Origin of the sequence: Streptomyces sp. NPDC093261, from assembly GCF_044753645.1 — a bacterium.
Classification (GTDB): domain Bacteria; phylum Actinomycetota; class Actinomycetes; order Streptomycetales; family Streptomycetaceae; genus Streptomyces.
Genome location: NZ_JBIVNO010000005.1, coordinates 50,177 through 72,941, shown reverse-complemented (window position 1 = coordinate 72,941; position 22,765 = coordinate 50,177). Strand labels below are relative to the sequence as shown.

At 67.7% G+C, this 22,765-nt stretch carries 27 protein-coding genes and 2 pseudogenes; 14 read left to right on the top strand and 15 right to left on the bottom strand.

What is annotated here, in order from left to right; translation table 11 throughout:
* Positions 1–11: 11 nt before the first annotated feature.
* From ACIP94_RS14345 to ACIP94_RS14335, 3 genes are all read left to right on the top strand, one after another.
* Positions 12–833, top strand: coding sequence for a DUF317 domain-containing protein (locus tag ACIP94_RS14345; RefSeq protein ID WP_402424449.1), 822 nt, complete (start codon positions 12–14; stop codon positions 831–833).
* 261 nt (positions 834–1,094) lie between these two features.
* Entirely contained in the window at positions 1,095–1,250 is a 156-nt protein-coding gene (locus ACIP94_RS14340) for a hypothetical protein (RefSeq protein WP_402424446.1), read from the top strand.
* Positions 1,251–1,257: 7 nt separating this feature from the next.
* The gene (locus tag ACIP94_RS14335) at positions 1,258–1,725 is read left to right on the top strand and encodes an NUDIX hydrolase (protein ID WP_402424443.1); all 468 of its coding nucleotides are present in this window, start codon (positions 1,258–1,260) and stop codon (positions 1,723–1,725) included.
* 10 nt (positions 1,726–1,735) lie between these two features.
* On the opposite strand, the gene ACIP94_RS14330 is transcribed toward ACIP94_RS14335, so the two are convergent.
* Entirely contained in the window at positions 1,736–2,347 is a 612-nt protein-coding gene (locus ACIP94_RS14330; RefSeq protein ID WP_386360055.1) for an HD domain-containing protein, read from the bottom strand.
* Positions 2,348–2,694: 347 nt separating this feature from the next.
* Here ACIP94_RS14330 and serS point away from each other — a divergent pair, with 347 nt between their 5' ends.
* A complete protein-coding gene (serS, locus tag ACIP94_RS14325; RefSeq protein WP_402424440.1) occupies positions 2,695–4,011 on the top strand; it encodes a serine--tRNA ligase in 1,317 nt (438 codons plus the stop codon).
* A 45-nt stretch (positions 4,012–4,056) separates the two neighbouring features.
* Here serS and ACIP94_RS14320 read toward each other — a convergent pair whose 3' ends face one another.
* Positions 4,057–4,575, bottom strand: coding sequence for a hypothetical protein (locus ACIP94_RS14320; RefSeq protein WP_402424437.1), 519 nt, complete (start codon positions 4,573–4,575; stop codon positions 4,057–4,059).
* Positions 4,576–5,562: 987 nt separating this feature from the next.
* On the opposite strand from ACIP94_RS14320, the gene aspS reads away from it, so the two are divergent.
* Both aspS and ACIP94_RS14310 read left to right on the top strand, forming a co-directional pair.
* Positions 5,563–6,885, top strand: coding sequence for an aspartate--tRNA(Asn) ligase (gene aspS / locus ACIP94_RS14315; RefSeq protein WP_402424434.1), 1,323 nt, complete (start codon positions 5,563–5,565; stop codon positions 6,883–6,885).
* A 128-nt stretch (positions 6,886–7,013) separates the two neighbouring features.
* Positions 7,014–7,583: a nucleotidyltransferase domain-containing protein gene (locus ACIP94_RS14310; RefSeq protein ID WP_402424431.1), complete on the top strand. Its 570-nt coding sequence runs from the start codon at positions 7,014–7,016 to the stop codon at positions 7,581–7,583.
* Positions 7,584–7,823: 240 nt separating this feature from the next.
* Here ACIP94_RS14310 and ACIP94_RS14305 read toward each other — a convergent pair whose 3' ends face one another.
* The 4 genes and pseudogenes from ACIP94_RS14305 to ACIP94_RS14290 form a co-directional block, all read right to left on the bottom strand.
* Positions 7,824–8,237, bottom strand: coding sequence for an NUDIX hydrolase (locus ACIP94_RS14305; protein ID WP_402424428.1), 414 nt, complete (start codon positions 8,235–8,237; stop codon positions 7,824–7,826).
* Between the two features lie 155 nt (positions 8,238–8,392).
* A pseudogene (locus ACIP94_RS14300) lies at positions 8,393–9,280 on the bottom strand (hypothetical protein); the annotation flags it as partial.
* Positions 9,281–9,284: 4 nt separating this feature from the next.
* Positions 9,285–10,111, bottom strand: a protein-coding gene (locus ACIP94_RS14295) for an IS5 family transposase (protein WP_402424425.1) whose coding sequence is annotated in 2 segments (ribosomal slippage) — positions 9,285–9,751 and positions 9,751–10,111 — 828 coding nt in all. Because the reading frame shifts where the segments join, the coding sequence is not laid out codon by codon here.
* 65 nt (positions 10,112–10,176) lie between these two features.
* Positions 10,177–10,545 (bottom strand): hypothetical protein, encoded by a 369-nt coding sequence (locus tag ACIP94_RS14290; protein WP_402424423.1) that lies wholly within the window; start codon positions 10,543–10,545, stop codon positions 10,177–10,179.
* 737 nt (positions 10,546–11,282) lie between these two features.
* Between ACIP94_RS14290 and ACIP94_RS14285 the strand changes: the two genes are divergently transcribed.
* The gene (locus ACIP94_RS14285) at positions 11,283–12,137 is read left to right on the top strand and encodes a hypothetical protein (protein ID WP_402424421.1); all 855 of its coding nucleotides are present in this window, start codon (positions 11,283–11,285) and stop codon (positions 12,135–12,137) included.
* On the opposite strand, the gene ACIP94_RS14280 is transcribed toward ACIP94_RS14285, so the two are convergent.
* On the bottom strand, positions 12,128–12,355 hold the full coding sequence (locus tag ACIP94_RS14280) for a hypothetical protein (protein ID WP_061915924.1): 228 nt from the start codon (positions 12,353–12,355) through the stop codon (positions 12,128–12,130). The two genes, ACIP94_RS14285 and ACIP94_RS14280, sit on opposite strands and share 10 nt — an antisense overlap.
* 157 nt (positions 12,356–12,512) lie before the next feature.
* Here ACIP94_RS14280 and ACIP94_RS14275 point away from each other — a divergent pair, with 157 nt between their 5' ends.
* From ACIP94_RS14275 to ACIP94_RS14245, 7 genes are all read left to right on the top strand, one after another.
* Positions 12,513–12,722 (top strand): hypothetical protein, encoded by a 210-nt coding sequence (locus ACIP94_RS14275; protein WP_055493664.1) that lies wholly within the window; start codon positions 12,513–12,515, stop codon positions 12,720–12,722.
* Positions 12,706–13,221, top strand: a complete 516-nt coding sequence (locus ACIP94_RS14270; RefSeq protein ID WP_055493665.1) for a DUF6879 family protein — start codon at positions 12,706–12,708, stop codon at positions 13,219–13,221. Before ACIP94_RS14275 ends, ACIP94_RS14270 begins: the two co-directional genes overlap by 17 nt.
* A complete protein-coding gene (locus ACIP94_RS14265) occupies positions 13,218–14,051 on the top strand; it encodes a helix-turn-helix domain-containing protein (RefSeq protein ID WP_402424416.1) in 834 nt (277 codons plus the stop codon). The genes ACIP94_RS14270 and ACIP94_RS14265 overlap by 4 nt, the downstream gene beginning before the upstream one ends.
* 412 nt (positions 14,052–14,463) lie before the next feature.
* Positions 14,464–14,601: a hypothetical protein gene (locus ACIP94_RS14260; RefSeq protein ID WP_006143122.1), complete on the top strand. Its 138-nt coding sequence runs from the start codon at positions 14,464–14,466 to the stop codon at positions 14,599–14,601.
* Between the two features lie 14 nt (positions 14,602–14,615).
* Positions 14,616–15,803, top strand: a complete 1,188-nt coding sequence (locus ACIP94_RS14255; RefSeq protein ID WP_365730567.1) for a JmjC domain-containing protein — start codon at positions 14,616–14,618, stop codon at positions 15,801–15,803.
* Complete coding sequence (locus tag ACIP94_RS14250) at positions 15,800–16,705, top strand: aldo/keto reductase (protein WP_402424411.1); 906 nt, start codon at positions 15,800–15,802, stop codon at positions 16,703–16,705. Before ACIP94_RS14255 ends, ACIP94_RS14250 begins: the two co-directional genes overlap by 4 nt.
* On the top strand, positions 16,686–17,540 hold the full coding sequence (locus tag ACIP94_RS14245; RefSeq protein WP_402424409.1) for a hypothetical protein: 855 nt from the start codon (positions 16,686–16,688) through the stop codon (positions 17,538–17,540). The genes ACIP94_RS14250 and ACIP94_RS14245 overlap by 20 nt, the downstream gene beginning before the upstream one ends.
* A gap of 21 nt (positions 17,541–17,561) precedes the next feature.
* Here the strand turns inward: ACIP94_RS14245 and ACIP94_RS14240 are convergent, their stop codons facing one another.
* From ACIP94_RS14240 to ACIP94_RS14205, 8 genes and pseudogenes are all read right to left on the bottom strand, one after another.
* Positions 17,562–17,912 (bottom strand): helix-turn-helix domain-containing protein, encoded by a 351-nt coding sequence (locus ACIP94_RS14240; RefSeq protein ID WP_402424406.1) that lies wholly within the window; start codon positions 17,910–17,912, stop codon positions 17,562–17,564.
* A gap of 152 nt (positions 17,913–18,064) precedes the next feature.
* Positions 18,065–18,763: a hypothetical protein gene (locus ACIP94_RS14235; RefSeq protein ID WP_402424403.1), complete on the bottom strand. Its 699-nt coding sequence runs from the start codon at positions 18,761–18,763 to the stop codon at positions 18,065–18,067.
* A gap of 82 nt (positions 18,764–18,845) precedes the next feature.
* Positions 18,846–19,301, bottom strand: coding sequence for a hypothetical protein (locus ACIP94_RS14230; RefSeq protein WP_399878982.1), 456 nt, complete (start codon positions 19,299–19,301; stop codon positions 18,846–18,848).
* Between the two features lie 83 nt (positions 19,302–19,384).
* A complete protein-coding gene (locus tag ACIP94_RS14225) occupies positions 19,385–21,106 on the bottom strand; it encodes a relaxase/mobilization nuclease domain-containing protein (protein ID WP_402424400.1) in 1,722 nt (573 codons plus the stop codon).
* 59 nt (positions 21,107–21,165) lie between these two features.
* Positions 21,166–21,684 carry a plasmid mobilization relaxosome protein MobC gene (gene mobC, locus ACIP94_RS14220; RefSeq protein WP_234377038.1) on the bottom strand — a complete coding sequence of 173 codons (519 nt, stop codon included), beginning with the start codon at positions 21,682–21,684 and terminating at the stop codon, positions 21,166–21,168.
* Positions 21,685–21,890: 206 nt separating this feature from the next.
* Complete coding sequence (locus ACIP94_RS14215; RefSeq protein ID WP_234377039.1) at positions 21,891–22,031, bottom strand: hypothetical protein; 141 nt, start codon at positions 22,029–22,031, stop codon at positions 21,891–21,893.
* 88 nt (positions 22,032–22,119) lie between these two features.
* Positions 22,120–22,311 (bottom strand): hypothetical protein, encoded by a 192-nt coding sequence (locus ACIP94_RS14210; RefSeq protein WP_073946777.1) that lies wholly within the window; start codon positions 22,309–22,311, stop codon positions 22,120–22,122.
* A pseudogene (locus ACIP94_RS14205) lies at positions 22,308–22,765 on the bottom strand (hypothetical protein); the annotation flags it as partial. The pseudogene ACIP94_RS14205 and the gene ACIP94_RS14210, both read right to left, overlap by 4 nt.

Sequence of the window (22,765 nt, the reverse complement as noted above, 5' to 3'; positions counted from 1 at the left end):
GCACCGAGCCCTTGGAGGCGCCCCTGAACCCCGACATCCCCCTCGATCCGCCGGCCAGCAACAGCGCCCAGCGCGCATACTGGGTCGGTCCCCGGCACCTGGCCGGGGACGACGGACACCTCTACGACTCCGTCGCCGATACGCTCGCCGGCCTTGGCTGGTCGAGCCTTGCGATCGTCCGCGGACGCCAGGAACCTGACGAGGCGCCGGAGGACCGTCAGGTCCTGCGCAGCACCGTCCTGCACATCAGCCCCGACACCCTCCGGTGGGCCCAGTGGGTCCTGGCGGACGAGCCGTTCCACCTCGGCGAACTGCCGATCTCCTGGCAGGTCTGCGCCCGCGCCGATACCAACAGTCCGCTCGCGCAGTGGTCGGCCTACTTCACCCCAGACGTCCCCGGCGAGGTCCTCACCGACTTCCTCGTCGCGCTCGATGCCCGGGACCAGCCCGCCGTGTCCTTCGCCGGGCCCGAGCTGGTCCTCGACGCGGTCACCGCCCACGGCTGGCTCCGCGACATCGACCAGCCCCACGCGGCAGCGACGGACCCGACCTTCACCTCCCACCTCAGCCTCGGCGAGGTCCCGCCCCTCATCCAGGACGCCGACCCGCGCACCCTGGTCGCCGAGGCCGACGCTGCGGGACCGGCCGGATGGCAGGCATGGGCCGAGCCCGCGCTGGGCACGCAGTGCCTGTGGGCGGCGTCCTTCGCAGCCAGCGTCCCGCACGACCTGGTCGCCGCGTTCGCCGCCTCGCTCAGCTCTACCGCACCGGTCCTGCGCCGGGTGCTGCCGGCGAGCACGCGGGACCGGCTCCTGCGCGACCCGGCTGGCTGAACGCCGGTGTCCGTCTTTCATTCGACGCATGAAGCCCGGCCTCCCCGATTTCGGGAAGGGCGGGCTTCATGCTGCTGTGTTTGCCGGTGCGCTGAGGGGTTCGGACCGTGACAGCACTATGTGACGACAGCGGCGACAGAACCCGTAATCCCCACCAGCAGTGCCATCTTGCCTGCCAGACGATGCGTTCCACGATCTCGCCACGATTGTCAGACCGGAGTGCCATCGTTCGTCCATATTCACCCTTACGACGGCCACGTCATGGTCAACCCGCACATCTGGGGCCAGCCAGCCAGCGCCAACCCGCTACTCCAGCTCCGCAACACCGACGGCGGGGAGTGGTTCCAGCGGTACGGCGACAGCTTCGAGGCCGTGTGGGCATCCGCGCGCCCCTGGGCGCCCGACAGACAGGAGTAGCACTGCCGTGGGCAGGACCGAGTACTACCACGACCCCAAGGCCCCCAAGGCCAACACCCTTATTCCCGCCAGCAACCTGCTCGTGGTCAACGACGAAGGCGCCATCCTTCTCCAACGACGCCGCGACACCGGCCAGTGGGCTCTGCCCGGAGGAGCCCAGGACATCGGCGAGAGCCCGGCGCAGTGCGCCGTCCGCGAGTGCGAGGAGGAGACCGGCATCGTCGCGGAGGTCACCGGCTTCCTGGGCGTCTACTCCAACCCGGAGCACATCATCGAGTACACCGACGGCGAGATCCGGCAGCAGCACGAGGCCGTGTATATCGGCCGCCCCGTAGGGGGCAAGCCCACCGTCAATGAGGAGGCTGACGGCGTGCGCTGGGTTCACCCGGACGACCTGGACAAGCTCGACATCCACCCGAGCATGCACGAGCAGATCGGCCACTACCTGACCGGGGCTTACCCCTACCTCGGCTGACCGCTCGGACTTACAGCTCCACGCCGGCCTCGACCGCTGCCGCCCGCACCCGATCCACACTCGCGTGGATGTGCGGGGCGGCCCGGCGGATGAAACGCCCGACCACGCTGTCCTCGCCGTAGCGGCCCAAGATCTCCTGCAGCCGCTCATGGGGCGTCGTCCGTCGGCCGTCCGGCGTCGTGGTCATGTCGCAGTAGACCAGCGCGTCCACGAGGAGCGGATCATCCAGGAGGGGGAACTCGTCGGCCAGCTCAGTCCGGAGGCCACGCTCCGCGGCTTCGAGCAGCGCATACGAGTGGTTCGCGACCAGGCGGACAACCCGTCCCTCCGCCCCGTGCACGTCACGGAGGTACCGTGCTCCGTCCAGCGGATGGAATCCGGTAGAGGCGAGCGGGGGCGCGTAGCCGATGTCATGCAGCACCGCAGCGGCTTCCAGCACCTCGGCGCTGTTACCGGCCAGCGGCGCCAGCGTCTGGGCGCAAGCGGCAACGCCCTGCGAGTGTGCCCACCTGCGCGGGAGGCTGCTACTCAGCAGCTCACCAGCCAGTTCGTACGCCCAGTCAACCTTGGTCGTTGCCACCTGGGGAGGATATGGCAGCAACGGCGAGGAGGTCTTGGGCATCCGTGGCCGTGAGCAAAGGGGAAGCCTGGACGCTGCGGGAGCCGCCGAAGCGATTCTCGATTGCGGACCTGATCGCCGCGTACTTATTCTTCCGGGCAACGCGTTGACGGAGACGAGTAGCCAGGGATCACGCGAGCCGAGAGAGCTGCTGGCAGCTGGGAAGGCAGCCTCGCGCCCCAGGTGAATCCCCTCCCGAGTGCGGGGAGGAACGGCCTCAGGGAAGGTCCAATACCCCGCCGGTTGACCCCCGTGACCGGGTCGTGAATGAGGCCACCATCTGCTGGTGGCGAAGGCGCGGTGGCACCGCGAGTTGCCCCTTCTCGCCCGCGCTCCCAAGGGATCACGTCATGATGACTGATCGAACGGAGCACGGCAGGATGATCGATGTCACCCTGATTCGCCAGAACCCAGCCCATGTCCAGCAGGCGCTAGCCAAGCGGGCGGTCCACGTCGACCTCGACGAGTTTCTTCGACTGGACGACGACTACCGACAGGTGCGGGCTGAGATGGAACGCCTCCGTGGGGAGCGCAAGAGGATCTCGGGCGAGATCGCGAAACGGCAGCGGGTTGGCGAGGGCGTGGCAAGTCTGCACGGTGAAGCGTCGGCCGTGGGCGAGCAGCTGACCGCCGTCGAGGCGCGGCTCATCGAACTGGAGCAGGCGCGTCAGGTCTTCCTTGATCCGCTGCCGAACCTACCCGACGCGGACGTGCTGGCCGGGGGCAAGGAGAACAACGAGGTCATTCGTGAAGCCGGCCAGCGTCCGGAGTTCGGTTTCACGCCCAGGGACCATGTGGAGCTCGCTCGAACTCTGGGCTTGGTCGACTATGAGCGGGGCACGAAGCTCGGCGGCAGCGGCTTCTGGATCTACCGGGGTGACGGCGCGCTCCTGGAGTGGGCGCTGCTGAACCACTTCCTGGAGGCCCATGTGCGGGACGGCTATGAGTTCGTGTTGCCACCGCACATCCTGACCTTCGCGGCCGGGTACACGGCGGGCCAGTTCCCCAAGTTTGCGGACGAGGTCTTCGCCTTGGAGCAGGGGGAGCACGGTCCGGAGCGGTTCCTGCTACCGACCGCGGAGACAGCGTTGGTCAATCTGCACCGGGACGAGACGCTGCCCGAGTCGGAGCTGCCTCGGAAGTACGTGGCGTACACGCCGTGCTACCGCAAGGAGGCCGGCGGCTATCGCACGGCTGAGCGGGGGACCCTGCGCGGTCACCAGTTCAACAAGGTCGAGCTGTTCCAGTTCACCCGCCCTGACGCCTCGGACGCCGCACACGAGGAGCTTCTCGCCAGAGCGGAGGACTTGGTAAAGGGACTGGGCCTGCACTATCGGATCACGCAACTCGCGGCCGGGGACACCAGCGCAGCGATGGCCAAGACGTACGACGTCGAGGTGTGGCTGCCGAGCATCGAGGCGTACGTCGAGGTCAGCTCGGTGTCGAACGCCCGCGACTACCAGGCGAGGCGTGGCAACATCCGCTACCGGCCCCGACAGGGGAAGTCGACGTTCGTCCACACGCTGAACGGCTCAGGTCTGGCCACGAGCGGGCTTGTGCCCGCGCTGCTGGAGCAGCACCAGCGGGCCGACGGCACGGTGGAGGTACCCGACGTGTTGCGCAAGTGGATCCCGGGCGGCGTCCTGACAGCATCGCCCTCGGCCTGAGCTGAGCGGCCTGTCTGTCGAACACTGAACGGGTGGGGCCCCAGGTCAGAGTGCCCAACCACGCCGGTTGGCCAGCCATCGCAGTGTGACCTCTCCACACCACGTCTGGTGCTGGCGAAGATGCGGTGACCAGTCTGCTGCGGGCTGTCCGCCGGAGGTGAGGAAGAAACCGGAGAGAGCGGCGAGCGCCGCATCCAGTTGTTCGTCGGCGACTCCGCGGGCGGTGGGGTGCTGGGTGAACAGGGTGGTGGCGTCGTGTCCGTCGGCGTAGGCGGTGGCCAGGAGCAGGACGAGGTCGAACCAGCTTGCACCCAGGCAGGGCCAGTTCCAGTCGCAGATCCACGCGGCGCCGTACGCATCGATCAGCACGTTGTCCTGTCGTAGGTCGTGGTGGAGGACGGCATTGCCTGCGACGGCCTTCCGCCATCCGGTTTCCAGGCTGGCCAGCACGTCCAGTAGGTCGAGTGGTACCCAGGAAGGCAGGGCGTTCGTGGGCGTGGCGCCTCGGGCGAGGTTGCGCCAGTCGGCGAAGTCACCGCCGTCACCCACCGGCTTGAGGCCCACATGCTGGAGTGCTGTGGGTGGGGTGGAGAGTGCCTCTGCTGTGATCCTGTACGCGTCGAGAGGTGGCCGTTAGCTCATCAGGCTTCCACGGTGTGGTGGGCATGCGGCCACCGGGGACAGCGTCGATGCCGAGAACGACCCATCCGTCGTGCTCCTCAATCCACTGCAGGCGTGGCGCCGGAATCTCTGCCGGGAGCGCCTGGTTGATCAACGCTTCCCTGCGGTAGGAGTCGGCCACCACGCTGTTGTCCAGGCTCTTGACCGCCTTGACGAACAGAGGTCCGAAGGCCCCGCGGAGTACAGCGGCGAAGCCGCTGGTAAATCCGCTCCCTGTGCTGCACCCGGCCTCTACTGAGCCTCCGAGGCGTCGGGTGATGAGCTGGCGAACGTCTTGTGGGAGGTCCTTCCAGTCTGGGCGTACCGCTGTGGCGCTGTACTGAAGGCGCGAGGTGATGATGTCGGGCATTCCGTCAGGATGGGGGAGCTGTGTTTCCCGGCGCCACGAAATTGTCACGCGGATCCGTGTCCGTCCATTCGCTGACTGAGCATCGTAGGCTGCGCCCCGGGTAGCGTCATCATCAGTACGACTACACCTCCTCCTTCCTGGCGCCGTTGATCGTCGGGTGGCCGCACCTGCTTCCGAACGTGCCCACTGGCACGATCACGATCTACGCAGAAATCTCGCTGTCGTCTCGAGGCCCTGGCTCGCTATCCTCCGTCACAACGCGATGACGGAGACGAGTAGCCCGGGATCACGCGAGCCGAGAGAGCTGCTGGCAGCTGGGAAGGCAGCCTCGCGCCCCAGGGTGAAGACCCTCCTGAGTGCGGGGAGGAACGGCCATGTGGTCCAATGCCCCGCCGGCTGGCCCCGTTACCGGCCACGAATGAGGCCGCCACTGTCGAGTGGTGGTGAAGGCGTGGTGGAACCGCGAGTCCCCTTCTCGCCCGCGCCCCCAAGGGATCACCATGACGCCCTGGAGGGCTACGATGATCCATACGACCGATCGTGTACTGGTATCTGACCTGCGCGAGCACTTGGGTCGAACCGTTTCCGTGTCAGGCTGGGCGCACACTCTGCGCCTGCTGAGTAAGGTCCAGTTCGTCGTCGTACGCGACCACACGGGCATGGTGCAGGTCACCCACCGGCGCGGCGGCGCAGGCGACGACATCGAGGCCGCCCTGCAGCAGCTCACCCCGGAGTCCGCGGTGCGGATCACCGGCCGCGTCGTCGAGAACCCGATCGTGAAGCTCCACAGCCTGGAGATCATCCCGGAGCGGGTCGAGATCCTGAACCGGGCCGCGACACCGCTGCCCATCGACGAGCACACGGGCCTGGAGCACCGCCTGGACTGGCGGTTCTTGGACGTACGCCGCCGTCCCGCAGCTCAGCTGATGTTCGCCGTGCAGACCACCCTTGAGCAGAGGATGCGCGAGTACGCCTATGCCCAGGGCGCCACGGAGATGCACACCCCCAAGCTCATGGGCACCGCCTCGGAGTCTGGCGCGGAGCTCTTCGAACTCGGCTACTTCGACCGCAGCGCCTATCTCGCCCAGTCGCCACAGTTCTACAAGCAGATGGCGATCTCGGCCGGAATCGAAAAGGTCTTCGAGATCGGCCCCGTCTTCCGTGCCGAGCCGTCGTTCACCTCCCGGCACGCCACCGAGTTCACCGGCGTGGACGTCGAGCTGGCCTGGATTGACGGCGTCGAGGACGTTATGGCGTTCGAGGAGCAGATGCTCGCCCACGCCATCGCCAAGGTCGTCGGTGCACACGGCGATGCGGTCCGGGAGCAGTTCGGCGTGGAGATCACCGTCCCCACGACGCCGTTCCCCCGCGTCAGCATGGCGGAGGCGCAAGAGATCCTGCGCAAGGGCGGCTGGGACTCGGAAGGAACCAAGGAGGACCTGGACCCGGAAGGCGAGCGGAGCATCAGCGCCCACATCCAGCAGGCCACCGGCCACGAATTCGTGTTCATCACCCACTACCCCGTGGGCATCCGGCCCTTCTACCACATGCGGCCGGCCGACGACCCGAGCGTGACCCTGAGCTTCGACCTGCTCTGGAAGGGGCTGGAGATCACCACCGGTGCCCAGCGCGAGCACCGCTACGACGTGCTGCTGAAGCAAGCCGCCGAGAAGGGCGTGAGTCCGGAGCCGATGCAGGACTACCTGAACGCGTTCCGGTACGGGTGCCCACCGCACGGCGGGCTGGGCATGGGCCTTGGACGCGTACTCATGGTCTTGCTCGGACTGGAGTCGATCCGCGAGGCCACCTTCCTCTTCCGCGGACCGAACCGGCTCACCCCATAGCTGGCCTCTGTGTATGGCTGGCCTACATCGGATTTCCCTTCCGGGGTCGCGTTCACTGAGAGCATGGACAGGTGAGTATTGAGGGAGTGGGGCGCTGGGTGCCGGCTCGTCCCGAAGATATAGCTGTCATGTTCGCTGCGGCCGACTTCCCGTGGTGGATCGCTGGCGGGTACGCGATCGAACTCGCCGTCGGCCGTGAGCTACGCCCGCACGGCGATCTCGATGTCCTCGTCCTCCGACGGGACCAAGCTCGCGTGCGCGGTCTCTTGACCGACTGGGACCTGTACGTGGCGGACCCACCTGGCATGGGGCGGCTGCGCCCGTGGCGTTCTGGGGAGACTCTTCAGCCGCCCCTCCACGACATCTGGTGCCGACGCACGCCTGAGGCGCCCTGGTCCGTGCAGCTCATGCTGGACGAGGCGGAGGGCACCCATTGGGTCTCTCGGCGTACCCCACGGATCCGGCTTCCGATCGAGCGGTTGGGACGAAGAAGCGGGACTGGCATCCCCTACCTGGCGCCCGAGGTGCAGCTCTACTACAAGGCGAAGGCGACGCGGGAGAAGGATGAGACAGACTTCGAAGCGGTACTGCCGCTGCTCGGCGAACCTCAACGCATTTGGTTGGCGAACGCTATCGCAGTAACCGTGCCGGACCACCCATGGCGGCAGCGTCTTACGCCACCGGACGCAGACAGATGAGACGTCGGCCGCCGAGCGCGGTCCGTGGGTGACACGAAGGTGGTACGAGAGTTGTACAACCTGAAGCCCTGGCACTCCATGAGTGAACACTTGGTCGACGAGGCAATGGCGACGCCACGCTAACCAACCGCAGGCAGATCAGGCCGATTTCAGTGTCCACGACCAGTTCCTTAGCTCGTCGGGAGGGCGGTCTGATTACCCGACGCTGCCTCGTCCTCCTCCGCAGGACGCACCGAGGTGTTACCGGCTCAGTGCGGCGTCGAGATATACCTGCACCGCGTCGAAGAGGCCGTACGGCACGTACGCGGGAATCTGGGCATGCCGGACCCATGCCACCTCAGCCAGTTCATCCTCGTCCGCGACGTAAGGAGCGCCGGACTCTACGACACAGGCCACGTAGGTCATCTTCCGGCCAGTCTTGGGGTGAACCCGTTCTCCGAGGACCTTGAGAGCGGTCACCTCCATGCCGACCTCTTGGCTCGTCTCTCGCACGGCTGCTTGTTCAGGGGTCTCCGTCGCCTCGATCTCGCCCGCAGGGAACTGCCACGACAGTTGACCTTCCGCGACCCGGCGACGAACCATGAGCACGGCGCCGTCCTGGACCACGATCGCGGCTGCGATGCCCGGTCGCTCTTGTGCCGTTTGCTCGGTCATACGTCTTCCTCCAGTGCTGCCAGCATCGGCGGGTAGATCGTGTCGGCGGACGTGAAGCGGCCCTGTAGGTTCTCAGATCCCGTGTCATTTTCTCAGTCGCGATGTCATGTGACTGGCCGAACTGACACGGGATTGAGAATCGCTGGCCACTGCCGTCACTCGTTTGAGGACTCCGTTGCCAGCGGGATACCGCACAGCGGGCAGCCGTTTGCGTGGTCGTCCTGACAGACGTAGCCGATGGCGCCATCCACGCACCATTCGGCGGCCTCCTCGGACAGCAGGTCGGGCCCGGCAAGGAGCAGCCGACGAAATTCCGTGGTGTCCGCAATGTCGGCCGGCCGGTTGGTGAACCACTCGTCGAACCAAGGCTTGTCCCGGTGTATGCGCCAGTGCGCATTCTCCCGGTCGTCGACAGCCGTAAGGAACCGATCGACGATGCGCCCCCAACTCGGTGCTCCGAACCAGCCGTTGTCGAACGCACACAAGGATTCGACCAGGGTTCGCAGACCGAACTCCTTCTCGCTAAGGCAGTACCTTCGCCCCCATGAGATCGCGACCTGTGCCATCTCCGCGAGTTCTACGCGCGGATCATCCTCGTGTGCCGGGTCGTCAGGGTTGTGGCAGGCCAGCCCGAGCTCGAGCACAGACTGCCCGGTCGGTAGAACCCGGGACGGGTTGACGATCGCGAGACCGAGACCGATCCAGTCGACATGGTCGAACGACAGCATCGAGCGCACGAGTCGGGTGGTTGCCGCGTTGATCCGCATCATTGTGCCGTCGTGCAGCGGACTCTTCCCGGCATGCCAGTTCTCGACGGGTGTGTTGCGCCACACGGCGAGCGTGATGCGGGTGGCAGCGAGCCACAGCAGGGCGTCGTCGTCGAGGTGCCCGAACCGCTTGGCGCACTCCTGGGCGCCGTAGGTGATCAACTCTTCCGGTTTCGGCCACCTGTGGCTGTCGGGCCCTTCAGGCCCTTCAGGCGCGTACTCGTAGTCATCGGCGTACTCGTCGAGGATCGCGCTCAACTCGGCTGCGCTGTAAGAACTCCTAACAAAGTGAGAGGTTGACCAGTCGGCGCCAGCAGATGATGCCGCAGGCCAGGCTGAGAAACGCTTCGTGGATGTCGTCGCGGATCTCCCAGCGGATGCGTAACCGACGGAACCAGTGCAGCAGCGCGAAGCTCTGTTCGACCACCCACCGGTGGACGCCCAGACCTGAGCCATGGTCGGTGCCACGACGGGCGATGACGGGGGTGATGCCCAGGGCCTGGACCTGCTTGCGGTACTTGTCGTGGTCGTAGCCGCGGTCGGCATAGAGCGCGACCGGTCGCTGTCGGGGCCGCCCTCGCCGGCCGCGTACGGGCGGGACGGCCTGGATCAGGGGGATGAGCTGGGTGACGTCGTTGCGGTTTCCGCCGGTCAGCGATACCGCCAGCGGGATGCCGTGCCCTTCGGTGATCACATGGTGCTTGGAGCCTGTTCGGGCACGGTCGACCGGGCTCGGTCCGGTTTTGGGCCGCCTTTCATGGCCCGCACGTGGGAGCCGTCGATCACCGCCCTCGACCAGTCCAGCGCGCCGACGGCGTTCAGTTCGGCCAGGAGCGATTCGTGCAGACGCTGCCAGACACCCGCGTCGTTCCAGTCGCGCAGGCGTCGCCAGCAGGTCATGCCGGAACCGAAGCCCAGCTCCTGGGGCAAGAACTCCCACGGAATGCCCGTGTACAGCACGAACAGGATGCCCGACAGCACTTTCCGGTCGTCCAGACGCTTGCGCCCCGGGTGATCCGTGCGGCGCTGCACGACCGGCAGCAACGGCTCGATCCGCGCCCACAGCTCATCCGACACGATCCACGGAGGCTGCTCACCCCTTCTCATGTGCAGGCTAACAACCCATCAGACACCAACATTCCAAGGCAAGTTGCAGCATTCTGTTAGGAGTTCTAAGCCTCGCTGTATTCGGAGCTGTCCGGCTCCTCGACGGTGTACATGTCGTGGTCCCAGGAGACGTACACGTCGCCCCAGAGCACGACGTCATCGCACTCGCTGGCGTTGTCCGTCACAACCGGCCTGATGGTGATCGGGGCAGTACGCCCGTCGGTTCGCTCGCCGTCCTTCTCGGCAGCCCATGCAGTGATGACCACGAGCGGCTTCGGAAGGAGAGGACCGACCTCGGTGATGCTGAACGGCTCGTCGTCGTCATCGGTGTCGAACCGGCTGTTGACGAACGCCACCGCCTCGGAGGGCGAGCTGACGATGGACTGGGTACCACTCTCGTTGTCAACCACTCGCCACAACGCGCTGTTCTTCACGATGCTCTCCGATCGCGGTGAGTGCACCCGGGGCGGGTGCGATGCGCCGGGTCGCTCGGCACTGACTCCAATTATGGGCTGATCAAGCCGTCCGGAGTCCCGCAGGCGCTTGTCAGCGACGACGCTCGGGACGTTCGTGTGCAACGAAGGTGTGTGAGTGGGTGGAACGGATGGTTGCCGATGCAGGTTCGTGACGCCCCGGGCCGCGTTGCAGCCTGCTGGACAGCCTGAGGAAATGACACCGATCTGAGACAGCCGCCTGCCGACACAACGTGAGACTCAAGGGAAATATCCAGGTCACAGGGTCGGCCCCTTACACTGAAATTGAGAACCTACAGGCCCGCCGCATTCTTCGCCACCCAAGCCGCTCTTCAACCGCGTCATTGTTCGTTGCGTCCCCTGCCAGGTACACGCAGTGGACACCCGTCGCCGGATGGATCCGCTCAACCAGACCGCGCCGTACAGCACAGCACACGCCCGTCTAATCCAGCGTCTCGCGGGCCGTCGCGGTCCCTCCTGCCGCAGATCATCCCGCCGCAGCTGTTCCTCGCTCCGTAGAGGGGGGAAGTTGCCGCAACCGATCTCGTCCTTGGCGAATGCCAGGCGCTCCGCCTCTTCCCGCTCGATCAACTGCCGCACAGGATGCCGCACATCACCCACTACATTAATCAACTTACGGGTGCTTTCACCTGACGGCAGGTCGCCCCTACCCCACAGCGAGGGCCCAAGGAGTCCAGATGACGCTCTCTTCGCCTGGTGCACGGGCCGTGGACTTGCGTGTTGAGCCGGTTGATGACGTTCTCGAACACGTGGAGCGGTCCCTTCAAATGCAGTTGCTCCGTGACACCGTGGTGTGCAAGCGGCGCTCGGTTGGGGCGCGGACGGACCGTGGAACGTGGGTGAGGGTTGAGCGGCGCAGCTTCGACCGGATCGGAGCACAGGGCTGGAACGGCACCGAGGCCGCAGCGGTCTTGCATGGAGTGTCTATGCCGAAGTGGTATGCGGGGCTGGCGTGGCGCGAGCGGGACGAGCCGGTGATGTGGCGGGCAGACGAAATGGTGCTGGTCACCGCCTCGCCCGTTGGGCACGCCGCTCTGGTGATCGAGCATCCTCAACTGTCGGACGGCTGGTGGGCGGCACTCAATGCTTCGCTGGACGCACTCGCCGCGCAGCGCACGCACCGCCTCGCCACTCCGGACACAGAGACGGCCACCCAGGAACTGGTGACTGGGACGATCCGAGCAGTCTTCCCCGAAGTAGACGCCACCGTGGATGAGTGGACGCCGGCACATGCGGATCTGACGTGGGCGAACGTGACCGGGCCCGAGTTCTGCATCATCGATTGGGAGGATTGGGGGATGGCGCCGCGCGGACTGGATGCGGCCACCCTCTGGGGGAACTCCCTCGCCGTCCCTGCCCTGGCACAACGAGTGTGGGCGGAGCGTCGGCCAGACCTGGAGAGCAGGTCTGGCCGGCTGATGGCCCTGTTCTTCTGTGCGAAGGTCGTAGGGCCGCACGCCCATCCCCAGGATCCCCGCTTGGAGCCCGCCCGGGAGGAGGCGGCGCGGCTCATCGCCGAGCTTCACTCCTGACGGCGGTTGCGCAGGAGGCTGCGGTAGTGGCGGACGGCCTCCTCGTCCACCGCGAAGCTCTGGGCGTTGGTCAGCTCTCGCAGGTGGTCGGGGTTGTCCGTGCCGACCGCTACCGCGTTCACGGGCGGGAGGTGGTAGGCGGCCCTGAAGGCAGCCTGCACCGGGGTGGCCTGCTGCCGGGAGCAGGTAGGACGGGGTCCCTCAGTCAGCCCCCGCACCCTGCCGCTCCTCTTCCTCCCCTTCGGCTGCGCCCCTCCGGCCGCACGGGTTTATGCGAGGACACGCATAGTCGTGTTCGTGCATAGACGCTGCGCCCCGCCCCCTCTAACGTCATGGGCGGGCGGCCCAATCGGGGCCAGAGCAAGGGGGTTTGGCATGTCCGAGCGTTCGGCACTCACCCGGCTCACGGGCAATGGCAACGGCGAGTGCGGAGAGAAGGACTGCCCGAACGTGTACCGCACGGCCGCGGGGTCGTTCGTGGTGCAGGGTGACGTGTCCGACGCCTTCACCCCGCCCGCCGGGGAAGGGCTTGTGGAAATCCCGGAGGCGGTTCTCAGGGAGGCGTTCCGTGCACTTGGATGGTGACGCCTGGAACGACTGCTTCGATTCCATGGAGCGTGAGGCGTGGAGGCTGGAGACGCTGCCCGTCTACACCATGCCCCAGGAAGCGGAGAAGTTGAAGCGATTCCTCGCCGGGGAGAAGTCGCCGGACGATTACACATCGGCCTGGATGGATGAGGTCCGGCAGTGGGCCTCGGAAGGAAAGAGAGTCGGCAGGGTGCACGTCGTGACCCGCCCGCTTTCGGACTACCTTCGGTTCGAATTCGAGTACTACTACCGGCACCACGTGAAGGCGGGCGAGGATATCCGTATCCTCGACCTCACCGACCGGGAGAACCCGGGACTTCCAGATCAGGACTTCTGGATGTTCGACGAGTCCAAGGTGGTCCTGATGAACTACCGGGCGGACGGGACACAGATAAACCGGGAGCTGTACGAGGGCGACCCGGAGCCCTACCGGCAGTGGAAGCGGATTGCCATTGCCAAATCCGTGCCGTTCCTGGAGTACGTGAGCAGCGGGTGACGTTCGATCCTGAGCAGCTCGGGCAGCCGAAACAGGAACTGGCGGCCCTGCTGAAAGAACTACGCAAGCGAGCCGGCCTCACTGGGGACCGGCTCGCTCGGCGTTGCAACATGTCCCAATCGAAGATCAGTCGGATCGAGAATGGGAAAGTTCAGCCGAGTCTGCTGGATCTGGAAAGGATCCTCCGGGCCGTGGTGGCTCCGCCCGAGGTCATCGAGGAGGTCGTTGCCCTCGCGAGGCTGGCCAACACCGAATGGCAAGACCTGCGCTCGCTCCGGCGTAGGGGCCTGGAGAAGAAGCAGACTGAACTTGCCGCCCTTGAATCCTCGTCCACGGAGTTCCGCTTCTTCCTGCTCTCGATGATTACAGGACTGCTGTCCACCCCTGAGTACATCCGCGCCAGCCTTGCCCATTCTCCGGCCGATGTCACTAAGACGATCGCGAGGAAGTTGGAGCGGCAGGAGGTTCTTTACGACACGAAGAATAGGTTCACTTTCATTCTCACCGAGCAGGCTGTGAGGTGGCCACTCCTGCCCCCGGCTGCGATGGCGATGCAGATTGACCGGCTGGCCTCACTGACCCACCTTGCGAACGTGAAGCTCGGCGTCATCCCCATCGCGGGATACAAGCCCATGGCTCCGATGGACACCTTCACCATCTATGACGACACCCTGGCCACCGTGGAGAACACCACCGGTGTCGTGATCCTGAGAGATCCACGTGACATCGAAATGCACTTGGAACTGTTCTCCACGCTTGAGGGTTATGCGCTGTTCGGGGACGAAGTGCGAGCCTTGTTGGCGGAGTGGTCCGCCGCCTGCCGTTCATGATCTTTAGTCCATGACGGGAAAGAACTACACAGCCGTCGCTTTGTAGGCCAATGATTTCCCCCATGGCAGCGACCGGGCGAAACGAAAAGTGGGTCCGCTACGGCGTGGGGTGGCGGCTGGGGTACCGGCGGAGGTTCGGCCCTGACGCTGGTGTGCGCTCATGACGACCGGGTGCATGACTCTCCGGGTGTCATACGACGGGGGCCGGATGTACGACTCGGTGCGCATGGTGCGGGTGAACCACCGCAACGCAGTGATCTCGGGTTCGCCGGCCAAGTCCCCGCCGTGCGGGTGCCCGCGGTGCACGGGGCGCCCGTCGTCGCCAAGGTCGGCGTCTGCCGCGCTCGTCGCTGTCCCTTTGCTTCCTGCCGGAATCCCGGTGGGAGTCCCCGAGAAGAGAGAGGTAAGTCCGATGGTGGAAGAGAACACCACGTCGGCCGCCCCCGAGGGGGGTGGACTGCTCGTCGCGAAGCGGAAGATCGTGGCCGCGCGCACGCGTGCCGAGCAGGAGTCGGACGTCAGCAGTGGCCGTTCCGACGGCAACGACTGACGGGAGCGCCCACGTTGCTTGATGCAGCCTCGTGGGCGGGGCGTCTGGGCGGGGACAGGTTCCTCGCCCAGACGTACCACCGCTCGTACGCGCACTTCCCCGGGGTCGCCGACGTGGCGGGTCTGTTCTCCTGGGACGACCTGAACCGGATCATTGCCACGCAGCGGCTGGAGCCGCCCCGGCTGCGCCTGTCGGCTGACGGCGAGATGGTGCCGCTGCACCGCTACGCGATCCCGACAACGAACCGCCGCGCGGTCACCTGGTCCCGTATCCAGCCGTCCGACTTCCACGCCCAGCTCAGGGACGGGGCGTCGCTGGTCCTCGACGCGGTGGAGAAGATCCACCCCGCCGTGGGGGCGGCTGCGGAGGGGCTGGAACGCTTCCTCGGGACTTCCGTGCAGGCCAACGTGTACGCCTCGTGGACCGAGCGGGAGGGCTTCGGCCGGCATTGGGACGACCACGATGTCGTCGTGGTGCAACTGCATGGCTCGAAGCGGTGGCGCCTGTGGGGGATGACCCGTGAGGCGCCCACCTTCCGGGACGTGGAGTCGCCGGAGGAGCCGGAGGGCGACCCGGTGGCGGACCTCGTTCTGTCCCCGGGTGACGTGCTCTACCTGCCGCGCGGGTGGTGGCACTCGGTCACCGCCGATCAGGGGACGGAATCCCTTCACCTCACGTTCGGCATGGTCCCGCACACCGGCGCTGACCTGATGCTGTGGGTCGTCGATCAGCTCCGGGCGTCCCTCGCGCTGCGCCGGGACATCCCGCGCTTCGGCTCGCTGGCGGAACAGTCGGACTTCATCGACGCCGTACGACGTGAGGTGGCCGACATGATGGCGGACCCCCGCCTCGTGGAGCGGTGGGCGGAGTCGATCGACACGACAGACCTGGGCCACGCGATTCCGTCCCTGCCCTACGTGGACGGACTCCCCGCACGGAGAGAGATCACGGTCAAGCTCACCGCTCCGAGAGGTCGCCTGACGGCCAACCGCGAACAGGGCACGGTCACCTTCTCCGCGGCGGGTACCGCGTGGGACTTCGCTGAGTCCGCGGCGCCCGCGCTGGGCACGCTGCTGACCAACCAGCCGACCACGCTCGGGGAGGTGGCCGACTCCGCCGGGCTTGAGGTCAAGGAGGTGGCCGAACTGGTCTCCGTCCTCATCGACGGCCACGCCGTCGCAGTCGTGGGGACGGCACTGTGACCGCCGCGCTCTGCCTGGGGACATACCGCGTGCGTGCCGTCAGTCAGGCGGCACGCGCCGCCCTGGCCGCAGGTAGCCCCTGGGTGGACACGGCACCCAACTATGGTCGTGGTCAGGCGCATGAGGAGCTGCGCCCGGTGCTCGGGGAATACCCGACCGTGCGGGTAGCCACGAAGACGGGGTTCTTCACGGAGGAACAAGGCCGCAGCGCCCTGGCTGAGGGCGTGCTCACCCGAGAAGAGGCGGCCGGTAGGCACAGCCTTGAGCGAGGCTTCGTCCGCTGGCAGACGGAGCGATCCTTGGCCGAGCTCGGGCGCGTGGACCTGGTGTTCGTGCACAACCCCGAGCACCACGGGCACGGCCCTGACCGCGCCGCTCTGCACGGGCGCGTGCGGGAAGCCTTCACGGCGCTGGAGGAATTCGCCCATGCGGGCAGGATCGGCGGGTACGGCGTCGCCACTTGGTCGGGCCTGACCTCCGGAGCGTTCAGTGTCGCCGAGTTGCTCGCGCTCGCACGCCAGGCGGCTGGTTCCGCCGAGCATCACTTCACGGGCATGCAGATGCCCGTCAGCCTGATCATGGATGCCCCGATCAGACAGGCCCTGAACGGCGGCGGACCACTGGTACAGGCGAAGGACGCCGGGCTGATCACGTTCGGCTCCGCTCCCCTGCACGGGGGCGAACTCCTCGACGCCATGACACCCGAACTGGTGAACCTCATCCGCCCCGGCCTGTCGGCCGCAGCCGCTGCCATGCTGGCCGCTGGCTCGTGCCCCGGCCTCGATGTCGTCCTCACCTCCGCGAGCACCCGCGAGCACTGGGACGATATGGCCAAGGCTCTGGCTGCGCCGCTGACGGCCCATGAACTCAGGAGGGTGACGGATGAACTCGCCGGTGAATGAGGAGGTACGAGCCCTGATGGAGGCAGCCCACGACCGGGCGGCCAAGGCACTGGGCCTCACCTGCACGGGTCCGCTGGCGTGGGGCTTCCTCGGTGTCACCCTCGGACGCCGAGCGGAGGACCGGTGGCTACGGGTGAGCCGGACGGCGAAAAGGAACGCGGGCAGGAAGCAGGGGGAGGGCATCGTCGGGGCTTCCCAGCTCCTACCCGAAGGCGTCCCGCGCCCCCGCCTGCATGGGGTGCACGACTGGACTGACGGCGAGTGGGCCTTCGAGGCCGAAGTCCTGGACTACCTGACGCAACCCGTGGTGTCCCCGGACAGAGCCGACATCGACCACGATCCGGCGCTGCCTGACGAATGGTGGGCGGACCTTCGCCAAGCCCTTGCCCTGCTCGCTGAAGCGGAGGGTGTGAAGACGACCGTCCGGGACGGATGGATCGAACGAGCCTTCCCCCAGTTCCTCGGCATCCCGGCCCCCGCCAACGTGGAGCGGGTGACCGGTCACGGTGACCTGCACTGGGGCAACCTCACCGCCGAGCCCCTGTGCCTGCTGGACTGGGAGCGGTGGGGCCTGGTGCCCTTCGGCTATGACGCGGGGCTTCTCCACGCCAACAGCCTGCTTGTACCCGACGTAGCCGCCCGCATCCGCAAAGAGTTCGCCGCCATCCTCGACACCCCCGCCGGTCGAATCGGGGAACTCGCGGCCCTGGCCGAGATGCTGCAAGCCGTGGCCCGTGGCTGGTACCCCGACCTTGCGCCCCACCTTCTCGCCCGAGCGGAGGCACTCACGGGAGTGCGCCCGCCCGTTCCGGTGCACTCCGAGGTGAGCGCCTGACTGCGCCCCTGCGCGCCTCTCTCAGGCCCTCTCTGCCAGGTGGTCGTAGAGGGTGGCGCGGTGGACTCCCAGCGCCTTGGCAATGCTGGTGACGCTCTCGCCCTTGTCGCGTCGCGCACGGGCTATGTCCAGCTTGCCGTCCCCACCCGGCCGCGGGGCATCACCGGAGGACCCAGCGTTGTCGGACCGGAGACTGTCGTACCGGCTGTGGACGGCCGTGAGCTCCTCGGTCGATCGCACGTCGCTGTGGACGTACACCTGCGGGCCTTCGCTGCGGATGCCGGTGTCACGGGCCTGCAGTACGAGGAGCTGCGAGCTGTGTACGAGGAGGCCGCCGCCGCCCTCGGACACGAACCGGGCGGGATGGAGCACGCGGTATGGCGGTTCAAGTCGAGGGCCGTCTGACCCGCCACCCTATGCCGGCCGCTGCTCGGCGACGCCCAGCACGCTCACCCGGATGCTCTGAATCCTCGGATCGACACGGCGCCTCGACCGTGGTGGTCGAGAGCGCCGTCGCGGGCGCGTCAGCGGGTTGCTGTCGCCTTGGCGAGGGCCTTGTCGAGATGCTGGCCGACCAGGGCTGGCGCGCCAGAGACGATGAGGAGCAGGCTTCCCTCACGTATCGCGGTCTGCTTGACGACGCTGTCCTGCCCACCGGAGGTGAAGGTCATCAGCTGGCTCCACTGCTGGCCGCCGAGCCGGGGCGCGGTCGTCTTCTGTGACGTGACGTTGATGACGGTGCTGCCGGAGACGACTTGGTAGGTCGGGCAGCCGGTCATGGCGTCGAAGATCCGATCGATGCCGTCGGACAGCTTCGCGGAGGTGTCGCTGTACAGCTCCTCGGAGACCTGCGAACCGGCGCTGCCGCCGGTGTAGGTGAAGGACACCTTCGTCTTGTTGGGGAAGTCGAGGGAGCCGCTGGCCGCCGCGTCGCCGCCCAGCTTCTCCAGGGCGGGGCAGCCGGTGACGGTGACGTCGTCGTGGCTGGAGGTGTCCTCCGGATTGCGGGTGTAGTCGGACCCGAGGTCGCTCTCGTCGAGCAGGCGGGGCTGAAGCGCGGCCGACGACAGCGGGGCGTCGCTCTGCTTGTTGGTGGCCGGGTGGTCTGCGGAGGCGGAGGACGGGGAGGTGGACTTCGCCTGGCTGGTGCCGGCGGAGCAGGCGGGCAAGGTGAGGGCGGCGGCGGTGAGGCCGAGGGCGGTGATGGTGAGGCGAACGCGCATGGGCGAACTGACCCCTGTGGTGCTCGGTGACGGTTGGACAGTGCGGGCCCGTGGGCCCGAGAAGGGGCCGAAAGAGTGGAGGTCAGCGGTGGCCGAGGTGCCGCAGGCAGTCCTCGAACGTGGCGTGGATGGCATCTCCCGGGCCGGAGTGTCGGTTGAACCACGCGGTGTCGAGACGGGTCTCGTGCTGCTCGTGGCCGGCCTGGCAGCGCAGCCAGACCTGGCCGTGGGTGGAGAGGATGAGCCACTCGCGGTAGGCGCCGCACTCGGCGCAGGCGACGACCTCGCCGTCCAGGACGACCGGCCACGGCCAGGGCATCACCCGGCCGTCGAGCTGGTCGTGGCTGGGGACCCGCAGCTCCGGCGGGAGGAAGTCGTCCACAACCGGCGCCGGCTCCGCGAGCTGATGCTCCTCCTGCATCTGCAGGACCGGCGGCACCTGGTCGGCCATCCGCAGCCACGCCTCGCACGCTTGGCGCTGCACCTCACTGAACTCTTCCTCTTCCGCGCGGCGGCGTCGTCGTATCCGGTGAAACACCCGGTGTCCTCCCTCGTCTCGTCCTGCACGCGTCATGATCGTGCGCGAAGTCCGCTGACCTGTTCAATTCACAAAGTCCACAGTCACGACCGGCCACGCCCAGGCCGGGCCTGTCCGGGGATGTGCTGCCCGGCGCGCTGTGCCGAGCGCTGTGAGGCGTGAGCGTCGGGCACCATGCCGGTGGTATCCGCAGGCAGGTCCGCTGCCCGGCGCAGCCGCCACACCAGGACGTCGCTGACGGACTCCGCCGTGTCCAGCTCCCGCCGACCCGCGGCGTCGGCGAGCAGGGCGGCCGGGTCGTGGCCGGCGGCTTCGGCGTCGGCGAGGGTGGCGGCGAGCGCGTACCAGCCGGGCTCGGCGAGGATCTGCTCGGCCAACTCCGGCAGCGCTGTGCGCAGCACCGTCGTCTGCCGCTGCCGCAGCGCCCGGCCCAGGCGCCGGCCTCGTTGGTAGAGGGCACCGAGGGGTTGAGCGGCGGCGGCCTGGTAGGCGGCGCGCAGATGTTCGGCGGCCTGGCGGGCGGCGGTGGCCTGCTGGGCGTGGTTCTTCTTCGCGTGCCAGTGGGCGGCGGCGGTGATGAGGAAGAACAGCATGTCGATCGCCATCGCGGTGGTCGCGCCGTCCTCGCCGCGGCCCAACGCCGGACCGCTATAGACGAGGTCACGGGCGGCCTGCCGCAGCGCTCGGTCGTGGCCACGCTCGGCGCGGACGTGGGAGCGGGAGGCCCGCTCGAACGCGAAGGCGGCGTCACGCAGTTCGCGCCTGGTGCGGGCCGCGGAGGTCTTCGCGAGCGCGTCCAGGACCTCGCCGGCAGCGGCAATGTACGCGGCGGCGATGGCGTCGTCGCCGTGCTCGATGACGAGCACCGCGTTCCACGCGGCCGAGGCCGTGTGTCGGCGGGCGGCGGCCGGGTCGCTCGGCGCCGCAGGGGCGGGCACATCTGCCGGTGTGGCGTCCTGGTCGCGAGTGTCGGCGGACCAGCGCTCCCGGATACGGGGCAGGGACAGATCGGGGGCCAGGCGGGCGCCGGGGTAGAAGACCGGTTCGCCGTCCTTGTTGCGGTCGTCGGGCAGGGCGACCTTGTAGCCGAGCAGGTCGCCGGAGGGGGCGACGCGCTTACGGATGATCAGGCCGGCGGCGGCCAGCCGGTCGAAGAACTCGGTCTCGCTGCTGGCGCCGGCCACCGCGCGGCGCACGGTTTCGCGCAGTTCCTCCCGCGCGGTGCGCTCGCGGCCCTGACGTTCGGCTTTGTGGCGCTCGACGCTGGTGGGGCGTTGGGCCGCGGTGCCGTCGCCCTTGTTGAGCCGGCGCAAACCCAGCTCCGCTTCCAAGGCGCGGGCCTGGGCCTGGGCGCGAGCGGCGTCGTGGTCGAGGTCGGGCTTGTAGCCGTCCTCACGGACGAGCGTGGCGACGATGTGAATGTGGTCGTCGGCATGCCGGACGGCCACCCACCGGCAGCCCGCGCCCTGTTCGGGGTAGTCGATACCGGTGGCGGCGACCATCCGGCGGGCCACCTCGCCCCACTCCTCGTCGGTCAGGAGCCGGTCCTCGGCACTGTTGCGGACGGACAGATGCCACACGTGCTTCTTCGGCCGGTCGGCCTGGTCGATGTTCTCGACGGGTTGGTCCAGGAGCTGCTGGAGCTGCTTGAGGGTGGCAGACGGGTCGCGGCCGGGGTCGGGAGCGTTGTGGTCCCACGAGGCGACCAGGTGCGGGTCGATGTGCTCCTCGTGCTTCCCGGGCCCGTAGAGGTAGTAGAGGAGACCGATGGTGCGCTGCCCGCGCTTTTGTATCCGGGGGATCATGCTGCTGTCCGAGGTCGTCGCTGGGAGTGGCGGGATGCGGGGCGGTAAGGGGAGCCAGCTCAGCGCTGCTCCAGCAGTCGGTCTGTGGCTGCCTGTACGCGGGTCACGGCGCGCTGGACCGCCGCGACGACCGCGTCGATTTCGGCTGGCTGGCCGCCGGAGTTGATGGCCCGGGCTATCTGGTTGAGGTTGTTGCCGACTTGTCCGAGGTGCCGGCGTGCGGCGAACAGCTCGGCGATCAGCTCGCGGTGGCCGGCGATGGCGGCGGCGGTGCTGTCGAGGTCGTGAGCGGCGGCGAGCCCGCTGCGGGCGAGGAAGCCTGGCAGGCTCGTACGGGTCGCGGTGGCGGCAGCGCAGAGCAGGGTCTTCTCGTCGCCGTTCAGGCGGACGCTGCAGACGTAATCACGCTTGTGCGAGGGCGGCTTGGGCGAGCGCTTGCGCGAGGTCTTCTTCGCGGCGCGCGGCTTGTGCAGTGAAGGCGTCTCCTCCGGCTGCGATCCGCCCTCGGTCGCTGTCTCACGGACCAGCACCCCCCGGTGCTGGTCCGCTCTCGCCACCCCCGGGGCGGGCTTGGCCAAGGCGCGCTTCCCCGACGGGGAAGAGTGTCTTGGCCGATAACTTGCTCGCCCCGAGACCGAGTTGGAGTTGGGAGCAGGTTCCGGGGCGGTGCCGGTCTGGGTGGGGTTCGTCATCAGGATTCGGGCCTCGTGGAGCGGGTGTGCTGTTGGATGCTCGCGGCCAGCGCGAGGACGTCGGCCGGTCCCGTAAGGACGCGGACGGATCCTTATGAGTGGCCCTGGACGAGCCACTGGCCGGTAGGCGCGAGGACGGCGGCGTGCAGGAGTCTCCGGCGGACCAGGACGTCCGCCCAGGCGCTGGCCTCGACGACCGTGGCCTCGGATGAGCGAACAGGACGCGGAATCAAGGCGTGTCTCCTCAAGCGGGGCGGGCGGCCCGGCACGGAGCCGGGCCACCCTTTGCGATTAGGGGGCCTTGAGTGGGGTTTTGCCGGTTCAGCCGCACTCGGGGCAGCGACCGACGTGGCTGTTGAGCGCGCGGGCCATCCGCTGCTTCGTCGAGGCAGCCTGCTTCGCGCTGGACTTCGCCGCCGGCCTGCCCTCGTGCCGCTTTGAGTGGGCGAGCATGAAGCCGATCTCCCGCTCGTACTCCGCACGGACGGCGTCGAACTGGTGGCAGGTCTTCATCGGGCGGAGCTCCTTGTCGTCGTGGTGGCGTCACTCCGCAGTTCCTGGAGGACGAGGCTCAGCCGGTCGTTCCGGCCGCCCTTCAGGCCCTCACGGCGGAGAATCTCCCGCAGCTGGACCCGGGTGACGGACTCGTTGCCGTCCCGTTCGAGCAAGGCAGAGACGTGCGGACGGACCTGCTGGACGAGCTGGTCCACCGACTGCTCGAGCTCCCGCGGCGCGCGCTGCGTCTGCGGGCTGCGGGACCGGGCGCGCTTCCCCTTGGTCTTAGTCCGGGGCTTCGTGGCCGTCTTGCTCCGCAGAGGCACCGTGTGTCCCCGGTTCCTGGTGGGCTCGGTCCCCGTGTCGGTGTCGTTCGGTCCCCGGTTCCTGGTGGGCTCGGTCCCCGTGTCGGTGTCGTTCGGTCCCCGGTTCCTGGTGGGCTCGGTCCCCGTGTCGGTGTCGTTCGGTCCCC

What these genes read in the sequence shown, in the direction of transcription:
- ACIP94_RS14340 (WP_402424446.1), top strand. Translation starts at nt 1,095, where the DNA reads ATGGTCAACCCGCACATCTGGGGCCAGCCAGCCAGCGCCAACCCGCTA.
- ACIP94_RS14330 (WP_386360055.1), bottom strand. Translation starts at nt 2,347, where the DNA reads ATGCCCAAGACCTCCTCGCCGTTGCTGCCATATCCTCCCCAGGTGGCA.
- serS (WP_402424440.1), top strand. Translation starts at nt 2,695, where the DNA reads ATGATGACTGATCGAACGGAGCACGGCAGGATGATCGATGTCACCCTG.
- aspS (WP_402424434.1), top strand. Translation starts at nt 5,563, where the DNA reads ATGATCCATACGACCGATCGTGTACTGGTATCTGACCTGCGCGAGCAC.
- ACIP94_RS14310 (WP_402424431.1), top strand. Translation starts at nt 7,014, where the DNA reads ATGTTCGCTGCGGCCGACTTCCCGTGGTGGATCGCTGGCGGGTACGCG.
- ACIP94_RS14305 (WP_402424428.1), bottom strand. Translation starts at nt 8,237, where the DNA reads ATGACCGAGCAAACGGCACAAGAGCGACCGGGCATCGCAGCCGCGATC.
- ACIP94_RS14285 (WP_402424421.1), top strand. Translation starts at nt 11,283, where the DNA reads ATGACGCTCTCTTCGCCTGGTGCACGGGCCGTGGACTTGCGTGTTGAG.
- ACIP94_RS14275 (WP_055493664.1), top strand. Translation starts at nt 12,513, where the DNA reads ATGTCCGAGCGTTCGGCACTCACCCGGCTCACGGGCAATGGCAACGGC.
- ACIP94_RS14260 (WP_006143122.1), top strand. Translation starts at nt 14,464, where the DNA reads ATGGTGGAAGAGAACACCACGTCGGCCGCCCCCGAGGGGGGTGGACTG.
- ACIP94_RS14245 (WP_402424409.1), top strand. Translation starts at nt 16,686, where the DNA reads ATGAACTCGCCGGTGAATGAGGAGGTACGAGCCCTGATGGAGGCAGCC.
- ACIP94_RS14235 (WP_402424403.1), bottom strand. Translation starts at nt 18,763, where the DNA reads ATGCGCGTTCGCCTCACCATCACCGCCCTCGGCCTCACCGCCGCCGCC.
- ACIP94_RS14225 (WP_402424400.1), bottom strand. Translation starts at nt 21,106, where the DNA reads ATGATCCCCCGGATACAAAAGCGCGGGCAGCGCACCATCGGTCTCCTC.
- ACIP94_RS14210 (WP_073946777.1), bottom strand. Translation starts at nt 22,311, where the DNA reads ATGAAGACCTGCCACCAGTTCGACGCCGTCCGTGCGGAGTACGAGCGG.